We start from the raw sequence: 18,587 nt of genomic DNA, 5'->3' as shown, positions 1-18,587 counted from the left end.
AGGCTACTGTGCTGATGCTCAAGAAGGAGTCGAGTTGTATTGTCAATATTCAACTATATCGTCCTCGCACTTTGTGGACTTTTCGTTCTTTATTCCATCGGCAGCTACATTTATCAGCAGCGCATTATGAAAACGCTGACGGAAGAAGAATTTATTAAAGGTTACCGCAAAGCCCAGCTCATTGATGTGAGAGAGCCAAATGAGTTTGAAGGCGGACATATTTTAGGGGCAAGAAATATCCCCCTTTCCCAACTAAAGCAGCGCAAAAATGAAATACGTCCTGACAAGCCTGTTTATCTCTATTGTCAAAATAATTTTAGAAGCGGAAAAGCAGCCCAAACTTTACGTAAAAACGGCTGCCGTGAGATTTATAATTTAAAAGGCGGCTTTAAAAAATGGGGCGGCCGCATTAAAACGAAGAACTAACTAAAAAGACTCTGGGAGCATGATTCCCCCTGAGTCTTTTTTCTTTATTTTCTTTCAAAAACGAGAACTGGATTCCGTGCGGCCTTTGTTTCATCCATACGTTTCACGACCGTTGTATGCGGCGCTTCCTGCACCACTTCAGGATTCTCTTCTGCTTCTTTCGCAATTTGAATCATTGCTTCGATGAATGCATCAAGTGTTTCTTTTGATTCTGTTTCAGTCGGTTCAATCATAATACATTCCTCTACATTGAGCGGGAAGTAGATCGTTGGCGGATGGTAGCCGAAATCAAGTAATCGTTTGGCAATATCCAGTGTCCGCACACCTAATTTTTTCTGACGTTTACCTGATAGCACAAATTCATGCTTACAGTGACGATCAAACGGCAAATCATAATGAGCACTTAAGCGGCGCATCATATAGTTCGCATTTAACACGGCATTATCGGTTACAGCCTTTAAGCCGTCTGGCCCCATAGAGCGGATGTACGCATAAGCTCTGACGTTAATGCCAAAGTTGCCATAGAATGGCTTCACGCGCCCAATTGATTCTGGACGGTCATGATCAAAGTAAAAACGGCCTTCCTTCTTCACAAGCAACGGCTTTGGCAAATAAGGAATTAATTCCTTTTTAACGCCAACAGGACCTGAGCCAGGACCTCCGCCTCCGTGCGGGCCTGTAAAGGTTTTGTGAAGATTTAAGTGGACAACGTCAAATCCCATATCTCCTGGTCTTGCTCTGCTTAAAACAGCGTTCAAGTTGGCTCCGTCATAATAAAGCTTACCGCCCGCTCCGTGAACGATTTCAGCCATTTCTAAAATATTTTCTTCAAAGAGGCCTAGTGTATTCGGGTTTGTAAGCATTAAAGCAGCTGTTTCTTCATTAACAACGCGGCGTAAATCTTCTAAATCAACAAGCCCATTTTCGTCAGATGCGACGGTAATGGTTTCAAATCCAGCGACTGTCGCAGATGCCGGGTTCGTTCCATGGGCAGAATCAGGCACAATGACTTTTGTACGCTGATGATCTCCCCTTGCTTCATGATACGCACGGATCATCATGAGTCCCGTCCACTCGCCGTGTGCTCCTGCCGCAGGCTGTAATGTCACAGCGTCCATTCCCGTAATTTCTTCAAGATGTTCACCTAGATCGTATAGTAATTCTAATGCACCTTGCACAGTGTCTGCCTCTTGTAGCGGATGAACCTGCGAGAACCCCGCAAGGCGTGCAACCTTTTCATTAATCTTTGGATTATATTTCATCGTGCATGAGCCAAGAGGATAAAATCCGGAATCAACCCCATGATTGCGTCTTGATAATGCTGTATAATGACGCATAATATCAAGCTCAGATACTTCAGGAAGCTCAGCATCCTCATCACGGATGTACGTCTCATCAAATAAAGACGGGATCTCCTGTTCAGGTACATCTAAATCAGGCAGGCTGTACCCTATTCTTCCTTCTTTAGATAATTCAAAAATAAGCGGCTGATCTTGTTTATTCATGGCGATCCCCCAATTCCTTGATAAACGTATCAATTTCTTCTTTTGTTCTTAGCTCTGTCACGGCTACAAGCATGTGCTGCTGAAGCTCTGGGTAGTCTAGCCCCAAGTCGTAGCCGCCGATGATTCCTTTTTCAAGCAATCGTTTATTGGCTTCTTTCACAGGCTCCTGTAACTTGATCACAAATTCATTAAAATGAGCCCCTTCTACATCCGCCTGCAGTCCATATTTTTCTGCCTGCGTCTTGGCATAATGGGCTTTTTGCACGTTTTGATAGGCGATATCTTTTATGCCTGTTTTCCCTAGTGCCGTCATGGCAACAGAAGCAGCTAATGCATTTAATGCTTGGTTTGAGCAAATATTTGACGTCGCTTTATCTCTTCGAATGTGCTGCTCACGCGCTTGAAGGGTCAGAACAAATCCACGAACACCATTTTCATCTTCTGTCTGCCCGACTAAACGACCTGGCACTTTTCTCATCAACTTTTTCGTCACAGCAAAATATCCGCAGTGAGGTCCGCCAAATGCAGCCGGGATGCCGAACGGCTGCGCATCACCAACGACAATATCTGCCCCGAGTTTTCCAGGCGGCGTCAATAGTCCGAGTGCGAGGGGATTGCTAGAGACAATGAATAGGCTTTTTCCTTTATGTGCAATGGGTTCAATGTCTTTTAACGGCTCGACTACACCAAAAAAGTTTGGATATTGCACGAGAACTGCTGCTGTATCATCGCAGACCGCTTTTTCCAATGCAGCTAGATCTGTCTGCCCTTTTTTCGCAGGCACTTCAACAACTTCAATGTTTTGTCCTTTGGCGTATGTTTTCAGCACCGCTCTTGATTCAGGGTGAACCGTTTCAGAAACAACCACTTTTTTCTTCTTTGTGTGTCCCGCAGCGAGCATTGCCGCTTCAGCCAGTGCCGTCCCGCCATCATACATCGAGGAGTTGGCAAGATCCATACCAGTCAGCTCAGCAATCATTGTTTGAAATTCAAAGATCGCTTGCAATTCACCTTGCGAAATCTCCGGCTGATAAGGTGTATACGCTGTATAAAATTCAGAGCGTGAGATCACATGATCGACAATGACAGGCTGGTAATGATCATATACACCTGCACCAAGAAACGATGCATAGGAAACTGTATCCTTATTCTTTGCAGCTAGTCGGGATAATTCCCTGACAAGCGCTGTTTCAGATGCGGCTTCTTTGATGTTGTATGCTCCTTTGAATCTAACTTTCTCTGGGATATCTGAAAAAAGCTCATCAATCGACTGAACGCCGATGACATCCAGCATTTCTTTTTGATCTTGCTCTGTTTGCGGCAAATACCTGTGCTTCATCCTCTATTCCCCCTCGTTATTTGGCTCTTTTATAAAATGGTGTTGCGACGATTTTGGCTTTTAGACGTTTTTTGCGAACTTGTACTTCCACCTCTGATCCAAGCTCCGCCTCTGAGGTTTCGATCAAAGCAAGCCCGACATTTTTCTTTAATGTTGGGGATTGAGTGCCCGTTGTGACAATCCCAACCTGCTTTTCTCCTGAAAAGACTGGATAATCTGTACGCGGAATCCCTTTATCAATCATTTCAATGCCGACAAGCTTTCGCTTCAGTCCCTCTTCTTTTTGTTTTTTAAGTGCTGCTTTTCCGATAAAATCAGCTTCTTTATCCGTTTTGACAGCAAAACCAATTCCGCCTTCTAATGGAGAGATATCCTTTGTCAGCTCCTGGCCATAAAGCGGAAGTCTTGCTTCAAATCTTAAGGTGTCACGTGCACCGAGTCCGCATGGAATGAGTCCTTTCGGCTGCCCCGCTTCTAATAAAGCTGACCAAAGGTGGACCGCATCTTCTGACTGGCAGTAGATTTCAAAGCCATCTTCCCCTGTGTAGCCTGTTCTGGAAACGAGCACTTCTTTATTTGCGACCTCAGCTTTTGATAAAAACGTAAATGGCTTAAGCGATGTCACCTCTTCACCCGCCACCTCTTTGATGATGTCAGCTGCAAGAGGTCCTTGAAGCGCTAGCAAGGCGATTTGATCAGACATATTTTTGATCAATACATCATCCTTCTCTTGGTGCTTCAAAAGCCAATCCACGTCTTTATCGATATTTGATGCATTGATGACAAGCAAATAGTGATTCTTTTCTTTTTGGTAGACGAGCAGGTCATCTACCGTTCCGCCATCTTCATAACACATGGCTGTATATAGTGCCTTACCGTCTGTCAGCTTAGACACATCATTGGTTAATAACCTTTGTAAAAATGGAAGGGCATCTTGACCTTTGACGTCCACCTCACCCATGTGAGACACATCAAAAAGCCCTGCTTTTGTTCGAACAGCTTCATGTTCTTCTTTAATGGAAGAAAATTGGACAGGCAATTCCCAGCCCCCGAAGTCAATGGTTTTTGCGCCAAACGTTTCATACGCATGAAAAAGCGGTGTTCGTTTCAACATCAATCGTTTCCCCCTTTTTTCTCACAGTGCAAATGCAAGCTGAATTTTCAGAAAAAAATCACAGCAAAAAAGGACAGAGCGCTCCCTTTTATCAAAAAGAAGTCTCTGTCCTTGCACCTGAAAGTTTACAGCACAATATCATTGTGCGTTTTCCCCTTTGGTGGTTTGCTAAAACCCTTAAGCAAACACTCTCCAGAGTTGCGTCCGGTAAGAGTACTTTTGCCTGAGAGATTCACTGAATCATTCAGCTTGCTCCTTCGGCGCCTGCCAGTGCAAAATAACCGCCAAGTCTCTCCCCATACCATCATCCGCTCATATTTTTCACATTTATTGGACATACTATCAAAATGGGTGACTTATTTTCTAGATCACTTATCAACATCCTACCATTAGAAATGGATGAAGAGCAACAGAAAAATCATTAACATTTTTAAAATAACCCTTCGATATCGTTCGCTTTTATTCATATATCTAGTCTTTTAGAGACCTCCAAAAAAATGAAGCGTTTAAAAACAGAACAATTTTATCAGATCCTACTAGAAAGAAAGGCAGGCGACCACATTGAATATTCAAACGATTTTTGATCAGGAATGGGCAAATGAATTTCAGCAGCGGCTTTCAGCAGACGGCCCTTGGGCAAACTGGGATATGTATCGTTTAGCGACGCAGGTTCAAAAAGTCACAGCCATTGATTCATTCGAGGGACTGCAAGCTCCCGCGCACCTGCCTGCATTCACACCTTTAAAGCACCAGCTCGAAGTAGCCAGAAGAGTCGTAGAAGAAATGAATGGGAAAGCCATTCTAGCAGATGAAGTGGGACTTGGAAAAACCGTAGAAGCAGGACTCATTATCAAAGAATACATGATTCGTGGACTTGCCAAAAAGATTCTCATTCTCGTCCCCGCCTCCCTTGTGTCTCAGTGGGTACAGGAGCTGCGGACGAAATTTTATATTGATGCTGTTGAACAAAAAAAGAGCTATGTGTGGGAACAGTGTGACGTTGTCGTTTCCTCTATTGACACAGCCAAAAGACAGCCGCATCGAGACACGATTTTATCGATTGCCTACGATATGGTCATTATCGATGAAGCACACAAACTGAAAAACAATAAAACGAAAAACTATGAATTTGTGAGAAACCTGAATAAGAAGTTCTGCCTGCTGCTGACAGCCACACCTATTCAAAACCGGATCGGAGAAATATTTAATCTTGTTTCCCTTCTGAAGCCAGGCCACCTAGGAAATGAACATCAATTTAAAGATATCTTTGCCAAAAAGGACTTGCAGCTTGAAGACCATGACCGATTAAAACAGCTCGTCAATAAAGTGATGATTCGAAACCGAAGACAAGACACAGGCATCGAGTGGACAAAACGGCATGTCAAAACGATTTCCATTGATTTCTCTCCGACAGAACAAGCATTGTATGATGAAATCTGCAAGCTGAAAGAGAATCCGTCTTATACAAAGCATATGTTTTCCATTATGACCTTGGAACGAGAATGCTGTTCAAGCCGTGAAGCAGTTTATATGACGATTAAAAAAATGCAGGAAGAAGAAAAGCATATTCTCGGATCTTCTGCTATAACGCAAATCATGGAGAAAATCAATCAAGTGAAGCAAAACTCAAAGGCGCTTGAAGTGGTCAAACTCATTCAGCAATTAAATGAGAAGGTCATTATTTTCACCGAATACCGCGCCACACAAATTTATTTACAATGGTTTCTACAGCAAAATGGCATCAGCTCCGTGCCATTTCGGGGCGGCTTTAAGCGGGGCAAAAAAGATTGGATGAAAGATTTATTCAGAGAACGGGCGCAAGTGTTAATTGCGACAGAAGCTGGCGGCGAAGGGATCAACCTTCAGTTTTGTAACCAAATCATTAACTACGACCTCCCGTGGAACCCGATGCGTTTAGAACAGAGAATTGGACGTATCCACCGCCTTGGCCAAGAGCGAGATGTCCACATTTACAATATGGCAACGAGCGGAACAGTTGAAGAGCATATTTTAAAGCTTCTATATGAAAAAATTCAGCTGTTTGAAAACGTCATAGGCGATTTAGATGATATTTTAACAAGAATTGATATTAAAGATGTCGAAACAGAATTGCATCAAATCCTCTTCCAGCATGAACCAGGCGGAGACATGAAAAAGAAATTAACCCAGTTTGCTTCTTATTTAACTGAAGCACAAACACCACTTTTAGAAAAAAGACAGCAAGGCTCATAAAGGAGAGTTGATCAATGGAGCAGCATGACATTCACACCTTTCTTCTCCGTTTTTTCAAGGCGAATCAATGCAGCATATTAGAAGAAAGTGCAGGACATATGACCGTACAGCTGACAATTGAAATGGATAAATTGATTATGAACCGTCCTTTTTATTGGCACTGGCTTGAAAAAACTGGCGGTGTACCTGAACCGCGGCAATTGACTTTCATCACAGATCAAAAAAAAGCGGGTGATACGATCAGTGGTGAATTTATCCATTTCGGCTCCCCTCGGTTATTTCAAATATTTGAAGCGGTCAAAGAGCAGGGCCGTTTTATCCGGCTTTATGAACGAGTCAGCCCGCTCACGAACAACCAGATCGCCCTTGAGCCATGGCTTGGTCTCAATGTAAAAATTTCTTACCTTGCAGACCGGAAGAAGGATAAGCTTTTATCATTAGGCCTTCATCTCATTCGCGGAGAAGTCATTGAACAATTTCAAGAGAAGCTGGAAGCTCGTGAGCTGTCGTCTCAAATTCCCGATTATTGCTTTACGATGAGCACAATGATTAAGCCAGAGAGCGGAATCAAACGGCTCTACAGCCTTATGGAGCATTATGCCCATGAGGAGCCGGACGACTGGGCAGTGCGCGCCGTTCAAAAATGGAAGGAAGACTTCGAACTTTTAAACCAATTTTATGAAGGGACTTCAGACACATCTGTAGAATATGAAATAGAAAGACAAGCACTCAAAACTTTATACGAACCAAAAATCAGTCTTACGATTGAAAATGGCGGACTTTTTTACTTACAGCAAAAAAGAGGAGGTTGACTCATGGTCCCCTCCCTTTTATGTGACATACAATTTTCGATCAGTCTAAAGCTAAGTTTGTCTGTTTGTATTGGGCGGAAACATGACGCAAGCAAACTATGAGGTCTTACCACCTATGTCTTTCCATTTCATGCGTTAAGTGCCTGAAATACATGATTCAGTATTTTAGGAGGGTATTTGTATGGAAAAGAAAACGAACAAATTAGACAGTGAATGGGTTCAATTATTACGCGAAGCTCGCAAGGCAGGACTAACAGTTGAAGAAGTCCGTCATTTCCTCAAATCAAATGAAAAGTCCTCTGAGTCTCCCCCTCTGGTAAGAAGTCATTCTATCAAACCTTTCTGAATGTGCTATAATATCGAAAGGAAGGTGATGACATTGATTGGCCAGCGTATTAAACAATACCGCAATGAAAAAGGCTACTCACTATCAGAACTGGCCGAAAAGGCTGGGGTAGCGAAGTCTTATTTAAGCTCAATAGAAAGAAACTTGCAAACAAACCCCTCCATTCAATTTCTTGAAAAAGTCTCCGCTGTTCTGGACGTCTCGGTTCATACACTTTTAAACGAAAAAGATGAAACCGAATACGATGGTCAATTAGATAGTGAATGGGAAAAACTAGTTCGAGATGCAATGACATCAGGGGTTTCGAAAAAGCAATTTCGTGAATTTTTAGATTATCAAATCTGGAGAAAAAAGCAAGAAGAGGAGTAAAGCGCACGTTTTAGCGCATACTCCTCCAATTGCTATGCAGACCTTGATATCAGCCTAAAGACTGGCTTTATTTTTTATCTTCGCTGTGTGCTTTTTCGTTTTCTTTCACGTAGCCTTTTTCATCCGTATGCTTTTTTGGATTGATCGTTAAACCATTCCACTGAGTCGCTTCGAAGGAAAGATCAATTTGAATCGCATCGCCTTGGTATTTATTTTGGATATAGTGACCAGCTTTATCCTTCGTCTGGTCATTGATAAATTCAATGATCATTTCCATTTTATCGTAATCAAACGGATTCTTTGGAATGCCGTCATACTCTGGAGCCACTGTTCCATCAACAGTTGCTACATTAATTTTCCCACTTTCATGTAAAAACTTCTCATCGACGGCATGACGAAGCTTTTCAAATGCGGTCTGATCCTGTTTTGACGTTAATTGATGCAAGTCAAGCAGGTTTGCATGGTCTAAAATAATATTTTTCGGATAACCATTTCCACCTTCGGCTCCAACCGTAAGAACACTCACCTGAAACTGGCTGAGAAATTCTTCAGCTGTATTTTTACCGCCATTCTTCGCGGAAGATCCATCTGTAAACTGGCTGTAATCAAGACTCATCAGCACTTGGTTTATCGCTAGTGATCCCTTATTATCAAAATGAAATTCTTTCTTGATCCGATCACCAGGTTTTAAGTTCGAAAGGTTGATGGCGCCGGAGTTCTCTTTAGCAGATAAATCCAGCTCTCCTGTCGAGTAGACCGCGTTTGCCTTTTCAATATCATTAAACGCCGCCCATGTTCCCCCGCCAATTAATGCAAGACCTAAAGCCCCTGATAATACACCTAAACGAATTGATTTCTTCATTGCCATGAATAAACCCCCTAATATATTGTTTTATTGAAACCTGATTAGGTTACAAACGATTTAAGCTTGTTCCTCTGAGATATGTACATCAGCCGTGTGTCTACGATGTTTTGCTGCGCCCACAAAATGAATGGTTGAATAAACGAGCAGCATGACACCTGGTATAATAAGGAGCAAAGCAGTTCCAGCTGATGTCCCTGCATACGAAAGAAGCTTTCCTGCATAAGGAATGTTCACTCCCATATACTGCGCAGTTACCTGATCCGCTTTTACCAGCGTACCGTCCTGATACATATTATTGTCACCCTTCGTCTCAAACGCTTTATTTGCACCCTTTCCCTTCACCCCAACAATTCGGTGGGTCACAAAGGACTGATCCTGCTTTGTTTGAAACGTAATAATATCTCCTTTTTTGAGCGTCTCAGGTGAGGCGACCTGTTTTACAACAATCAGTGACCCAGCTGAAAATTCTGGTTCCATCGAACCTGATAATACTTGCTTCAATTGATAACCGAAAATCTGAGGTTCTCCTCCTGTTGTTCTTGATGACAACACGACAATAATAGAGGCTATCATCACCGTGAACACCATCACATAAAGAATACTCCCAGACATTTTCATCCATTTTTTCATAACCCCTTCTCCCCTTCGCCTATCATTTTTTCACTTTAAAAGACAGCTCCATTTAGGACGCCTTTTCTTGACACTTTGAGAGCACCATCGGTTTAGACCAAAAGTACGCCTGATCAGATGCGCCAAACCCTTTAGGATAATAGATTTTAAATGCATAGCTTCCATTTGTTTTTGCTTTATCTGTCGTGACAGTCGCTGTTTCTTGCGACAACAGGGACTTTATGGAGCCCTTTTCAAGAATATGACCATCTTGTAATGGCTTCTGACCATTTCCTATTTTATGTAATTCCCACTTCCATTCAGAGTACGCAATAGGCTGTCCACTATTTTTTAGTGTCATGCTCAGCTTTTGAGGTGCGCAGACTGTTCCTTCGATCATCGTTTGATCGATAAGCTCCAATTGACTTTCATCCCATTTTTTAGGCTGACAATGCTGATCTGTCTGTTCAAAATTTTCACATGTTTTCATGACAAAGTTTTTGTGCTCAACATCGTTAAAAGAAGCATTCGTTGGTGTCATGAGGGAAGACGTCAAAATCAAACAAATGGCACAAAAGAGTACAAAGAGCGACTGTTTCATTCATTCCTTCAACTCCTTGAACAACTGTTCTTTAAAAAGAACGATTATATACAGTATAAGGAAATACCTATAAAACCCAAAACGTCAAATTAGTCCATTTTGTTCTTAAACAAGAACCATTACGAGAAAATTCTCCCATTTTCTCATTTTTTCACCATATTCAATATTTTTTTGTGTGACATTTGTACTTCTTAAAACTTACATAAAAATGTAGGATTTGGTCAGGATATGAAGAGGTGAGGTGATGTTAAGTGAAATATGGAAAAATCATAATCATGCTCAGTTTACTGCTGAGTTTTATGATTCTAGAGGTCAAACCCGTTGATGCGAGAGGTTTGACTGCCGCCGCAGATCAATGGGAAACGCGGGCAGTCAAAGAAGCAAAAAAAAGATACCCGCTAACGCAAGTATTATTTAAACAAAAAGTATGGGACCGCCACCGCGATAAGGAATCTGTGAAACAGTATCATATTACGTTAAAAGACCATACAAAGGAATTTGGGGTATTCGTCACCATTTCCTATAATCCTTACTCAAATAAGGTGAATAAAGTGATTGTTGTGGAGGAATACAGCTAAAGTGGCATAGAAAAACCGCCTGCTGGGCGGCTTTTTACTTTCGTCGATGGCGCTGGCGTTTTTTAAGCATCATGGATAAGCCAAACGGCAGAACCCCAAATAAACGCTGTGAAAACGGCGGTTTCGTTTCTATTTTTTCTTGTTTGTGTTCCTTCCGTTCGTCACGTGGTGTATTCATATATTTAATGATTTCCTGCGTCATATATTTTACATAGTCATTTGTTTTCAAGCACATTCACCTCTTCTTCCTTCAAGTCTTTCCAGGAAGAGGATGATTTTATACACTGGCTAATAACTAATCAGGATTTGCCCATCTCATGATTTCACCGGTCTTCCAATCCAGCATCAGTTCACGCTCATCGGATAAACCATCTTTTGTTTTCACCTTCACCAAAACAAGGACAAGTTTTTTCTTAAGATCGCATTTCATCCGCTTCAGTGTCACACGGCCTTCTTTAGTATCAATATGGGTTTTCTGTTTCGCACAAATACGTTCTACTGTGCTGGCAGCTTCACTCACACCCACCCTAAAAAGCTGCTGTTTTTTATAAAAGGAAACCGTCAGCTCTGCACTTTTCAGTTCTTTTTGAAACCCCATCGTTATCGCCCCTAGGATCAAGAGAAAAAATAAAATCGCCGCAAGTACATGCGGATAGATAAACCCTTCCTCTCTTTTCACGATTTACGAACCACTCCTTTATATGTGAAAAAAACGGCTTCATACACTTTACCAGATCCATCTGTGACTTTTAGAATCGCTCTATGCTGACTCGTTCTCACGTGAAATTGTTTCACCTTATGCAATAAAGGAAGATGCCCAGCTTGATCCGTTCGTTTTCGAAGCATCTCTTGATATGGCTCAATTGTTACCACTCGCCCTTGATCAGAAATATACTCTAACGCTTTTCCATCTTTCACTGATTTCACAGCATCGGCACGACTTAATTCCTCATCTAATTGCAGAACAGTCTGTTTCCACTCCATTTGGGAAAATCCGTTGATGTCTTCAAATGGATGAGCTTTCTCCGCTGCTGAAAAGATCAGTCCACAGCCAAAAGAAAGAAATAGAAAGAGCTGCAACTGCCACAAAGCTTGTAAAAGGGTAAAAGCTTTGTCATCGCTCCACATGCTGAAAGCATATGGTCTCTTTTTTTTGTACTTTGTATGAAACACATCCCTTCTGTTTACGCCAATTGAAAACATACGTGATCTCGCCTCTCTTCTTTTTGATGGAAGATGTTGTCCCATTTATGAACGCTTCATTCATCTGTTCATGTAAAACCTGATAAGCTTCAAGATTGGCTCTCACTTCCTTTTTCCCCATCATGAGTTTTTCATAGGCTGGAATGAGCACTAGAGCAGCAAATAGAAAGAGATGACAGGCAAACAGTGTCTCAAACGTACTAAATCCTCTATTGTTTTTGAACATGGATTCGCCCGCTTCCTAAATAAATCGTGAGTTTATACGATTGACTGCCAAATTCGACAATGAGAGATCCACCGCTGCTTGGATGTCCCTTTGCATTAAAATAGATACCTTGCGAGAATGTAGAAGTTTTGATGCTGCCCTTTTTATGTTGATATGAAGCAATGACTTCGTTACTCTTTTGATCTATTACCTGATAAGATACATGCGGCGGATGGATCCCAACATGTACACGTGTTTTTTTGATAAATGCAGTATATGATGCCAATTGAAGATCTTGTTTCATGATGTTTACTTGTCTTTTGGCTTCAGCGTTTTCTATTATTTTTGGGATTTTCCCTCCCATGATCGACAATACAATCGATAAAACAAGTAAGATCATCAGCTGTTCAATCAGGGTAAAACCCTTCTCATGTAAAAATAATTTATTCATGCTTCACGTTGCCGTTTTGAATGACAATCGCTTTTCCATTAGGACAAGTTAATCCCTTTTTGACATAACCTTCTTTTTCTAATTCAGCTAAAGATGGCGTCTTCCCATCATGCTCCAATTCATATGCCATCACTTGTGTGCTGACCATTGATTTAAGCCCTTCACAGCCCTTTGCCTGAATCGCTTGGTGATGACGTGTGATATTCGGTATGGTAATGAGTAAAAGAATGGATATTACGAGCATGACTATTAACATTTCTAACAGGGTAAATCCTTTATCATTCATGTCTCTGTCCTCCTTCTTACACTTGCTCCATTAGTTGATACATTGGTAAAAGAATAGATAAATACACGATGAGTATAAGAAGTGCTGTTACCCCATAAATAACTGGCTGCAGCCAAGACATCCATTTTTCAATTTTTAGCTCTGCATTCTCTAATAGAAATTGGCTGTACGTGTACATTTCTCTCGCAAGCATTCCGCTGGCTTCACCATGCTTGATAATGGCTGCAAAATGTTTTTCGAAAAAAGGAGACACGCTTACTTGATGGGCCATGCTTTCTCCTTTTCTTAACTCTTCCATCATTTGTTCACCTATTTCTTGAAGAAAAGGCAGGTAGCTTTGCTGTTTAAAAGCTTGCAAACCTTCGTACATCGATAATCCAGCTTGAAGCAGTCCGCTGAGCTGAAGAGAAAAAAGGTACGTATGCATCAGCTGCATCCCTTTATATAAAAAAGGCAGCTTACTCATCACCCTCAATTTCTCAAGGGTCGACTTTTTCCTAAAAAAAACAGCATAATATCCAATAAGACAGATACACAGACAACTAGTGATGAGCAGAAAAGCATGAAGGAATTGAAATAGTCCAAACATCCCTTGAATCAGCCAAGACATGCGGGTATCCATCGATGAGTACAAAACAGAAAATTGAGGAATGATCATTTGCTGAACGAGTACCAGCACGACCAAAACCGTGAAGATGAGGAAAAGCGGGTAACGTAACATACGTTTAAACGTGTCTAACTGTTTGATTTTTTTCTCTAAAAAACGGGCGCTTTGTTCTAAAGCACGGGCTAGACTGCCATGCTTCTCAGAAAAACATAGTATAGCGATGACTTCCCGCTGAAAATGGATTCTCTCCAGCACTACATAAAAAGGCTCGCCTTCGTGAAGCCACTGAATACCTAGTTTTAATTGCTGCCGCTGTTGTTTTGATAACTGGATATTCACCATCACTAATGCCTCAATCAATGTATATCCAGCCTGAATTAATTGAGCCAGTTTTGATAGGCATTCAGCTTGATCCTTTTTAGACCATACTTTAGAGGCTCGCTTCTTCATAAACCCAGCGATGGTAAGTGTTTTTTGATAAATAGCCGAGTGCCACTCCTTTACGAATTAATCTTTGCAGTGTTTCATATGACGAGTGAGCATATTCTCCTTTAGCCTCCTTGATACACTCACCAAGCTCTTTTCCAAACAGCAGTTCAAATACATTTGTTCGTCTGATCGGTCGATTTAATTTACAGTAAAGCTGACATCTTTCTCCGCAAAAAGGACAGGTGAGCTCGATTAATCGCTGGGCAGCAATCGCAACCATCGTTTGCTCAAGTTCATTCATCGTGACACCAAATTCAAGCATGCGGTAAAGGGCTCCTTTTGCATTTTTTGCATGGAGCGTACTCAATACTAAATGGCCTGTCAGTGCTGCTCTAATCGCCGTTCTGGCCGTTTCAGCATCTCTTATTTCTCCTAGCACAATCACATCTGGATCATGTCTTAATATAGCGCGTAATCCAGCGGCATACGTGATGCCGGCTTTTTCATTTACTTGAACCTGTAATACTTCTTCATTTCTTGTTTCGACAGGATCTTCAAGTGTAATAATATTTCGGTTGAAATTCTTTTTTGCAAACTGGATCAGTGAATAGAGGGTTGTTGTTTTCCCCGAATTGGTTGGCCCAGTAAATAAAATGAGTCCATGCGAGTGGTTTAAAAAGGATAATAATCTGGCTGAGGCTTTCGGAAATAATGATAGATGTTTTATTTTCGGAACATGATCCTGCGGTAAAATTCTAATCACTAAGCTCTCATCATTCACTGTCGGCAAGGTAGACATCCGAATAAATACTTGACCTTTTCTTAGCATCACAGCTAGTGAGCCATTTTGCGGCCTCCTTTTTTCCCCTATATCCATAGAAGATAAAAACTTAAAATGTGCAATAAGCCGCTCTCCGCTTTTTTTATCAATGGTTCGCTGCTGGATTAAATCTGAATCAACACGAAATGACACCGAAGCTTCCTTTTCTTTTGGCACAATATGCACATCAGAAGCCCTCATGCGGCATGCTTCTTCTAGCAGCTCTTGTCTTAAATATTCAATCCCATACAAGTGGATCACTCCTTTCTCTGATCACATTGTAGAATGGCGGAACGTGAATGACAAAAGAGCAATTTATGATTTTCATGACTAATAAATGATGAAAACCCTCAACTCACGATGCATTACATCATTTTTTAGAAAAGAGCATATAAAAAAACCTGACTTTTACAAGTACAGGTTTTTTGGTCATGATGTGGCTTCTTGCGGCTGCTCTTCAAAGATACGAAATCCTCTTTTTTCTAACGCTTTTGCAAGGCTGTGTTCAGTATTTACTTTTGAGAAATCAATGCCGAGTTTCACTACAGTTTGAGCGATCTCTGGGCGGATGCCTGAAATAATCGTCTCAATTCCTAGCAGCTTCGCACTATCGACCACTTTAAACAGCTGATAGGCCACCATCGTATCAACAACGGGAACACCAGAAATATCAATAAATAAATGCGTTAGACGCAGTCTTGAAGCCTGTTCTAGTACGGATTCCAGAATGATTTTGGCCCGGTACGTATCGATCTCTCCAATCAGCGGCAAAATCCCGATTTCTTTTGATACTGGAATAACTGGGGCACTTAGTTCTTGAATCATCTCTCTTTGTGCATTCAGCTGACTAAGTGTCACGCGGTCATATTCTTCTGATAAACGCTCAATCATGTCATCAAATGTGGCGTGAAAGTGCTGATTCCACTGACATACATCTTGCAGCGTCACTTCAAGCTCTGTTTCTTGGGTGAATGTCTCAATTCTCGAACAGAAAATGTGGCGGAAAATCTTAAACTGTCCAATGATTTCATATAGCGGCACCTCGTGCACTGCTCGATCACGTGCAATATCAACAGACCACTTTTTCAAATGGTTTTCTACTTTGTCTGACAGCGTCACAAGCGTGGCTGCAATGGTTTGAATAAATGCTGTGTTCTGTTCCTTCAGCTTCTTTTCCGTTTCCTCTGAAGCATGTTTAGAATATAATGAGCCTTCTTCTGTTCTTGTTTTTAGCCATTCTTCGGTCATGACAGGGGCTTCTTTTAGGATAAATTCATATAATTGCTTAGATTTTTCATTTTTCATTTACTTCTTTCGCTCCTTTTTCACTAAAACTCGTGACATACAACTTTTATGTATAAATGACCGCAGATGGTGAACAATATCATTACACGTTTGATATTGGGCTATAGCCAAGTGGTAAGGCAATGGACTTTGACTCCGTGATCGTTGGTTCGAACCCAGCTAGCCCAGTTCAGCACAAAAACGAAGACGGCTGAAGCATGTTTCAGCTGATCTTCGTTTTTTATTAGGAAACTGATTGATGAATCGCTTTCTTTTTTGATATTTTCATGAGTTCTCCTGGATTATAACCTACTACCAGTTTATTTCCATCAATAATGATTGGTCTCCGTAGCAGCTTTGGTTTTTCAATGAGAAGCTGTAAGACCTCGTTTACTTTTAAGTCATTAATATTTAAATTTAAGCTTTTAAAAGCCTGACTTCGTGTGGCTAAAATTTCATCCATTCCTTCAGTTGTTAAAGAAAGAATCTTTTTTAATTCATCTAGTGTTGGCGTTTCTCTGAAAAGGTGACGCTCTTTAAAATCAATTTGATTCGCCTTTAACCAATGTTTTGTTTTGCGGCAAGACGTGCAGCTCGGGTATGAATAAAAAGTAATGTCACTCATTAGTCTTCCTCCTTAGGTCGTTAACCTTTTCTCTTATGGAGTAAGTACCCTCATGTTTTTCAGCATAAACACTTTTTCATCATTTTTTCAAAAAAATTTTTTCTACATTCAAAATAAATTGTTCACATGATGTCAAAAATGTAAATGTTTACATAACAAGTGATGATCAGCTATAATATGAATCAAAGGGGTTTTTAAGGGGAGGGAAAGAAATGAATCGCATGTTCCGCGTGCTTGGCTTTTGGACGGGTATTTTTGCTGTCATGTTCTATTTAGGACATATGAAAGATGCATCGCTGCTGTTCTTCGGTCAAACCGTTCTTTTTGTATTTTTATCCTACTTGAATTTATCCGAAAGAATGTATATTTACATTTTCGGAGCGTACTTGACGATTTTCTTTGCCGGATTTACATATTATTCGATTTTCATCATGGTTCCCGGTACCGGACATTAATTGAAAAAAGCATCTCTTTTAAAGAGATGCTTTTTTCATGCCTGCAATTAAAGAGAAAAACCATTAATAAACGGATTTTGCTCCTGCTCCGTCAGCACAGTCGTTTCCCCGCCATGTCCGCTTAAAACAAGAGTTGATTCTGGCAATGACAATAATTTTTGATGGATTGATTGTAGCAGCACTTCCTGACTGCCGCCTACTAAATCTGTTCTCCCGATGCCGCCTTCAAATAGCGTGTCACCAGAAATAACAAAGCCCTCTTCCGCCGAATAGTAAGACACACTGCCTGGTGAATGCCCTGGTGTATGGAACATTTCTAATGTAAACGATCCAATTTGAAGCGTTCCTTCTGACGTAATCAATTTTTCAGCTTCTTTGACCGTAATTCCATTCCCAATCAATCGAGCTGAACCGTTTAATTCAGCGTTCGTGAGCCATTCTTTTTCATTTTCGTGTACATACAGCGGCACTCCCCACTCTTCGCGCACCTCATCTGCCGCGCCAATATGATCAAAGTGAGCATGTGTCAATAAGACAGCAAGTGGTGTAAGCTGTTTTTCTTTTACATAGGAAATCAGCTTTTGCGCTTCACCGCCTGGATCAAAAATTAAGCATTCTCCCTGCTCATTTTTCCAAATATATGCGTTCGCTTGTACATAGCCTAGTGGCATTCTTCTCCAATTCATTTTCATCACCTACTTTATTCATTCTTTTTTATTATGAAGGCTATTCAATAAAAATTCAAACAATCGTCAACTGGAATCTACTCGACAAGCTTTATGAAAACGGTTAAAATGAAAAGAAAGGAAATCAAGGGGATTGATGACAAAGGGGGACTTTCACATGATGCTCGTCATTATTTTTGGTCTAGTCACGATTTTAGCTGCGCTCGGTATCTATCGCTCACTAAAAAAAGTGAACGTACTTGCCATCGCTTTTGCAGGCGCTACATTTTTGGTTTTTGGATGGTTCACTGTCATGACCATCATCTATAGCGGTTATCCAACTGCACATTAAAAGCCTGCATTTAGCAGGCTTTTTTTATTGATTTAAATGCTTATTCACGCTTTCTAATTTGCTTGTAAGTGTTGTGGTTTGATCCCGTCTGTCATCGATGCGAATATTGGTCGCTACTCGGTGCAATCCCTTTTCAAAAGGGGCTTCATGAATGCGCTGAATGACCTCAAATAAAACGGATAATTCGCCTTCAATTAACGTATTCATCGGTGTTAATTGATATTTGATTTTCCCTTCTTGTTGAAAGCCTTCTAAAATTATTTGTACATCTGCTACATAAGCACTGACACTTGGTGTTTCAGTGCCTATCGGAATGATGGTGACGTCTGCTATAGCCATCGTTTTTCCCCTTTCCATTAAATTCTCATGTTTTCTCGTCCTCATTGTAACCTATCCTCATTCAATCATG

Annotated in this window: 26 protein-coding genes, 1 tRNA gene and 2 riboswitches; of the genes, 9 read left to right on the top strand and 18 right to left on the bottom strand. The window is 41.0% G+C overall.

Features of this window, described 5'->3' with window-relative positions; genetic code table 11:
- Nucleotides 1–45: 45 nt before the first annotated feature.
- Nucleotides 46–426: a rhodanese-like domain-containing protein gene (locus tag M1D84_RS07635; protein ID WP_087978357.1), complete on the top strand. Its 381-nt coding sequence runs from the start codon at nucleotides 46–48 to the stop codon at nucleotides 424–426.
- Between the two features lie 44 nt (nucleotides 427–470).
- Here M1D84_RS07635 and gcvPB read toward each other — a convergent pair whose 3' ends face one another.
- Genes gcvPB through gcvT form a run of 3 tightly spaced genes read right to left on the bottom strand, consistent with a single transcriptional unit; the run spans nucleotide 471 to nucleotide 4,384 of the window.
- Nucleotides 471–1,931: an aminomethyl-transferring glycine dehydrogenase subunit GcvPB gene (gene gcvPB, locus M1D84_RS07630; RefSeq protein ID WP_212048528.1), complete on the bottom strand. Its 1,461-nt coding sequence runs from the start codon at nucleotides 1,929–1,931 to the stop codon at nucleotides 471–473.
- Entirely contained in the window at nucleotides 1,924–3,270 is a 1,347-nt protein-coding gene (gene gcvPA, locus M1D84_RS07625) for an aminomethyl-transferring glycine dehydrogenase subunit GcvPA (RefSeq protein WP_024427996.1), read from the bottom strand. Before gcvPA ends, gcvPB begins: the two co-directional genes overlap by 8 nt.
- Nucleotides 3,271–3,286: 16 nt before the next feature.
- A complete protein-coding gene (gcvT, locus tag M1D84_RS07620; protein ID WP_041117963.1) occupies nucleotides 3,287–4,384 on the bottom strand; it encodes a glycine cleavage system aminomethyltransferase GcvT in 1,098 nt (365 codons plus the stop codon).
- A gap of 103 nt (nucleotides 4,385–4,487) precedes the next feature.
- Nucleotides 4,488–4,582: riboswitch (glycine riboswitch) on the bottom strand.
- Between the two features lie 3 nt (nucleotides 4,583–4,585).
- Nucleotides 4,586–4,692, bottom strand: a riboswitch (glycine riboswitch).
- A gap of 253 nt (nucleotides 4,693–4,945) precedes the next feature.
- Between gcvT and M1D84_RS07615 the strand changes: the two genes are divergently transcribed.
- The 4 genes from M1D84_RS07615 (at nucleotide 4,946) to sinR (ending at nucleotide 8,143) form a co-directional block, all read left to right on the top strand.
- Entirely contained in the window at nucleotides 4,946–6,616 is a 1,671-nt protein-coding gene (locus tag M1D84_RS07615) for a DEAD/DEAH box helicase (RefSeq protein WP_024422967.1), read from the top strand.
- Between the two features lie 14 nt (nucleotides 6,617–6,630).
- Nucleotides 6,631–7,428, top strand: coding sequence for a YqhG family protein (locus M1D84_RS07610; RefSeq protein WP_024422968.1), 798 nt, complete (start codon nucleotides 6,631–6,633; stop codon nucleotides 7,426–7,428).
- A 181-nt stretch (nucleotides 7,429–7,609) separates the two neighbouring features.
- Nucleotides 7,610–7,774 carry an anti-repressor SinI family protein gene (locus tag M1D84_RS07605; RefSeq protein ID WP_073206269.1) on the top strand — a complete coding sequence of 55 codons (165 nt, stop codon included), beginning with the start codon at nucleotides 7,610–7,612 and terminating at the stop codon, nucleotides 7,772–7,774.
- A gap of 33 nt (nucleotides 7,775–7,807) precedes the next feature.
- Nucleotides 7,808–8,143 (top strand): transcriptional regulator SinR, encoded by a 336-nt coding sequence (sinR, locus tag M1D84_RS07600; protein WP_024422969.1) that lies wholly within the window; start codon nucleotides 7,808–7,810, stop codon nucleotides 8,141–8,143.
- Nucleotides 8,144–8,210: 67 nt separating this feature from the next.
- Here sinR and tasA read toward each other — a convergent pair whose 3' ends face one another.
- The 3 genes from tasA to tapA are packed head-to-tail and all read right to left on the bottom strand — an operon-like array spanning nucleotide 8,211 to nucleotide 10,218.
- Nucleotides 8,211–9,011, bottom strand: a complete 801-nt coding sequence (tasA, locus tag M1D84_RS07595; protein WP_024422970.1) for a biofilm matrix protein TasA — start codon at nucleotides 9,009–9,011, stop codon at nucleotides 8,211–8,213.
- Between the two features lie 54 nt (nucleotides 9,012–9,065).
- Nucleotides 9,066–9,638: a signal peptidase I SipW gene (gene sipW / locus M1D84_RS07590; protein WP_024422971.1), complete on the bottom strand. Its 573-nt coding sequence runs from the start codon at nucleotides 9,636–9,638 to the stop codon at nucleotides 9,066–9,068.
- 52 nt (nucleotides 9,639–9,690) lie between these two features.
- Nucleotides 9,691–10,218: an amyloid fiber anchoring/assembly protein TapA gene (gene tapA, locus M1D84_RS07585; RefSeq protein ID WP_024422972.1), complete on the bottom strand. Its 528-nt coding sequence runs from the start codon at nucleotides 10,216–10,218 to the stop codon at nucleotides 9,691–9,693.
- Between the two features lie 299 nt (nucleotides 10,219–10,517).
- On the opposite strand from tapA, the gene M1D84_RS07580 reads away from it, so the two are divergent.
- Entirely contained in the window at nucleotides 10,518–10,796 is a 279-nt protein-coding gene (locus tag M1D84_RS07580) for a DUF3889 domain-containing protein (RefSeq protein ID WP_171464609.1), read from the top strand.
- Nucleotides 10,797–10,830: 34 nt separating this feature from the next.
- Here M1D84_RS07580 and M1D84_RS07575 read toward each other — a convergent pair whose 3' ends face one another.
- The 9 genes from M1D84_RS07575 to M1D84_RS07535 all read right to left on the bottom strand — a co-directional run bounded on the left by M1D84_RS07575 (nucleotide 10,831) and on the right by M1D84_RS07535 (nucleotide 16,102).
- Nucleotides 10,831–11,025, bottom strand: a complete 195-nt coding sequence (locus tag M1D84_RS07575; protein WP_024422974.1) for a YqzE family protein — start codon at nucleotides 11,023–11,025, stop codon at nucleotides 10,831–10,833.
- A gap of 66 nt (nucleotides 11,026–11,091) precedes the next feature.
- On the bottom strand, nucleotides 11,092–11,475 hold the full coding sequence (locus M1D84_RS07570) for a competence type IV pilus minor pilin ComGG (RefSeq protein ID WP_151862661.1): 384 nt from the start codon (nucleotides 11,473–11,475) through the stop codon (nucleotides 11,092–11,094).
- Nucleotides 11,472–11,924, bottom strand: coding sequence for a competence type IV pilus minor pilin ComGF (gene comGF, locus M1D84_RS07565; protein ID WP_024422975.1), 453 nt, complete (start codon nucleotides 11,922–11,924; stop codon nucleotides 11,472–11,474). The genes M1D84_RS07570 and comGF overlap by 4 nt, the downstream gene beginning before the upstream one ends.
- Nucleotides 11,911–12,225, bottom strand: coding sequence for a competence type IV pilus minor pilin ComGE (gene comGE, locus M1D84_RS07560; RefSeq protein WP_283859498.1), 315 nt, complete (start codon nucleotides 12,223–12,225; stop codon nucleotides 11,911–11,913). Before comGE ends, comGF begins: the two co-directional genes overlap by 14 nt.
- Nucleotides 12,209–12,655: a competence type IV pilus minor pilin ComGD gene (gene comGD / locus M1D84_RS07555; protein WP_024422976.1), complete on the bottom strand. Its 447-nt coding sequence runs from the start codon at nucleotides 12,653–12,655 to the stop codon at nucleotides 12,209–12,211. The genes comGE and comGD overlap by 17 nt, the downstream gene beginning before the upstream one ends.
- On the bottom strand, nucleotides 12,648–12,941 hold the full coding sequence (gene comGC / locus M1D84_RS07550) for a competence type IV pilus major pilin ComGC (RefSeq protein ID WP_024422977.1): 294 nt from the start codon (nucleotides 12,939–12,941) through the stop codon (nucleotides 12,648–12,650). Before comGC ends, comGD begins: the two co-directional genes overlap by 8 nt.
- 16 nt (nucleotides 12,942–12,957) lie before the next feature.
- Nucleotides 12,958–13,998 carry a competence type IV pilus assembly protein ComGB gene (comGB, locus tag M1D84_RS07545; RefSeq protein ID WP_213404647.1) on the bottom strand — a complete coding sequence of 347 codons (1,041 nt, stop codon included), beginning with the start codon at nucleotides 13,996–13,998 and terminating at the stop codon, nucleotides 12,958–12,960.
- On the bottom strand, nucleotides 13,979–15,049 hold the full coding sequence (comGA, locus tag M1D84_RS07540; RefSeq protein ID WP_025092972.1) for a competence type IV pilus ATPase ComGA: 1,071 nt from the start codon (nucleotides 15,047–15,049) through the stop codon (nucleotides 13,979–13,981). Before comGA ends, comGB begins: the two co-directional genes overlap by 20 nt.
- A gap of 177 nt (nucleotides 15,050–15,226) precedes the next feature.
- On the bottom strand, nucleotides 15,227–16,102 hold the full coding sequence (locus M1D84_RS07535) for an STAS domain-containing protein (protein ID WP_024422979.1): 876 nt from the start codon (nucleotides 16,100–16,102) through the stop codon (nucleotides 15,227–15,229).
- A gap of 97 nt (nucleotides 16,103–16,199) precedes the next feature.
- On the opposite strand from M1D84_RS07535, the gene M1D84_RS07530 reads away from it, so the two are divergent.
- A tRNA-Gln gene (locus tag M1D84_RS07530) sits at nucleotides 16,200–16,270 on the top strand.
- Nucleotides 16,271–16,325: 55 nt separating this feature from the next.
- Here M1D84_RS07530 and M1D84_RS07525 read toward each other — a convergent pair.
- Nucleotides 16,326–16,706 (bottom strand): Spx/MgsR family RNA polymerase-binding regulatory protein, encoded by a 381-nt coding sequence (locus tag M1D84_RS07525; RefSeq protein ID WP_007501232.1) that lies wholly within the window; start codon nucleotides 16,704–16,706, stop codon nucleotides 16,326–16,328.
- Between the two features lie 212 nt (nucleotides 16,707–16,918).
- Between M1D84_RS07525 and M1D84_RS07520 the strand changes: the two genes are divergently transcribed.
- Nucleotides 16,919–17,161 carry a DUF2626 domain-containing protein gene (locus M1D84_RS07520; RefSeq protein ID WP_003217440.1) on the top strand — a complete coding sequence of 81 codons (243 nt, stop codon included), beginning with the start codon at nucleotides 16,919–16,921 and terminating at the stop codon, nucleotides 17,159–17,161.
- Nucleotides 17,162–17,208: 47 nt separating this feature from the next.
- On the opposite strand, the gene M1D84_RS07515 is transcribed toward M1D84_RS07520, so the two are convergent.
- Complete coding sequence (locus M1D84_RS07515) at nucleotides 17,209–17,847, bottom strand: MBL fold metallo-hydrolase (protein WP_024422981.1); 639 nt, start codon at nucleotides 17,845–17,847, stop codon at nucleotides 17,209–17,211.
- A 157-nt stretch (nucleotides 17,848–18,004) separates the two neighbouring features.
- On the opposite strand from M1D84_RS07515, the gene M1D84_RS07510 reads away from it, so the two are divergent.
- Nucleotides 18,005–18,178 carry a DUF2759 domain-containing protein gene (locus M1D84_RS07510; protein ID WP_003217333.1) on the top strand — a complete coding sequence of 58 codons (174 nt, stop codon included), beginning with the start codon at nucleotides 18,005–18,007 and terminating at the stop codon, nucleotides 18,176–18,178.
- Nucleotides 18,179–18,202: 24 nt separating this feature from the next.
- Here the strand turns inward: M1D84_RS07510 and M1D84_RS07505 are convergent, their stop codons facing one another.
- Nucleotides 18,203–18,517 (bottom strand): MTH1187 family thiamine-binding protein, encoded by a 315-nt coding sequence (locus M1D84_RS07505; protein ID WP_024422982.1) that lies wholly within the window; start codon nucleotides 18,515–18,517, stop codon nucleotides 18,203–18,205.
- Nucleotides 18,518–18,587: the final 70 nt, after the last annotated feature.

The organism is Bacillus sp. PK5-006 (genome assembly GCF_054161415.1).
Note: the sequence above shows the minus strand (reverse complement) of the source record. Positions and strands in the feature narration are given on the sequence as shown.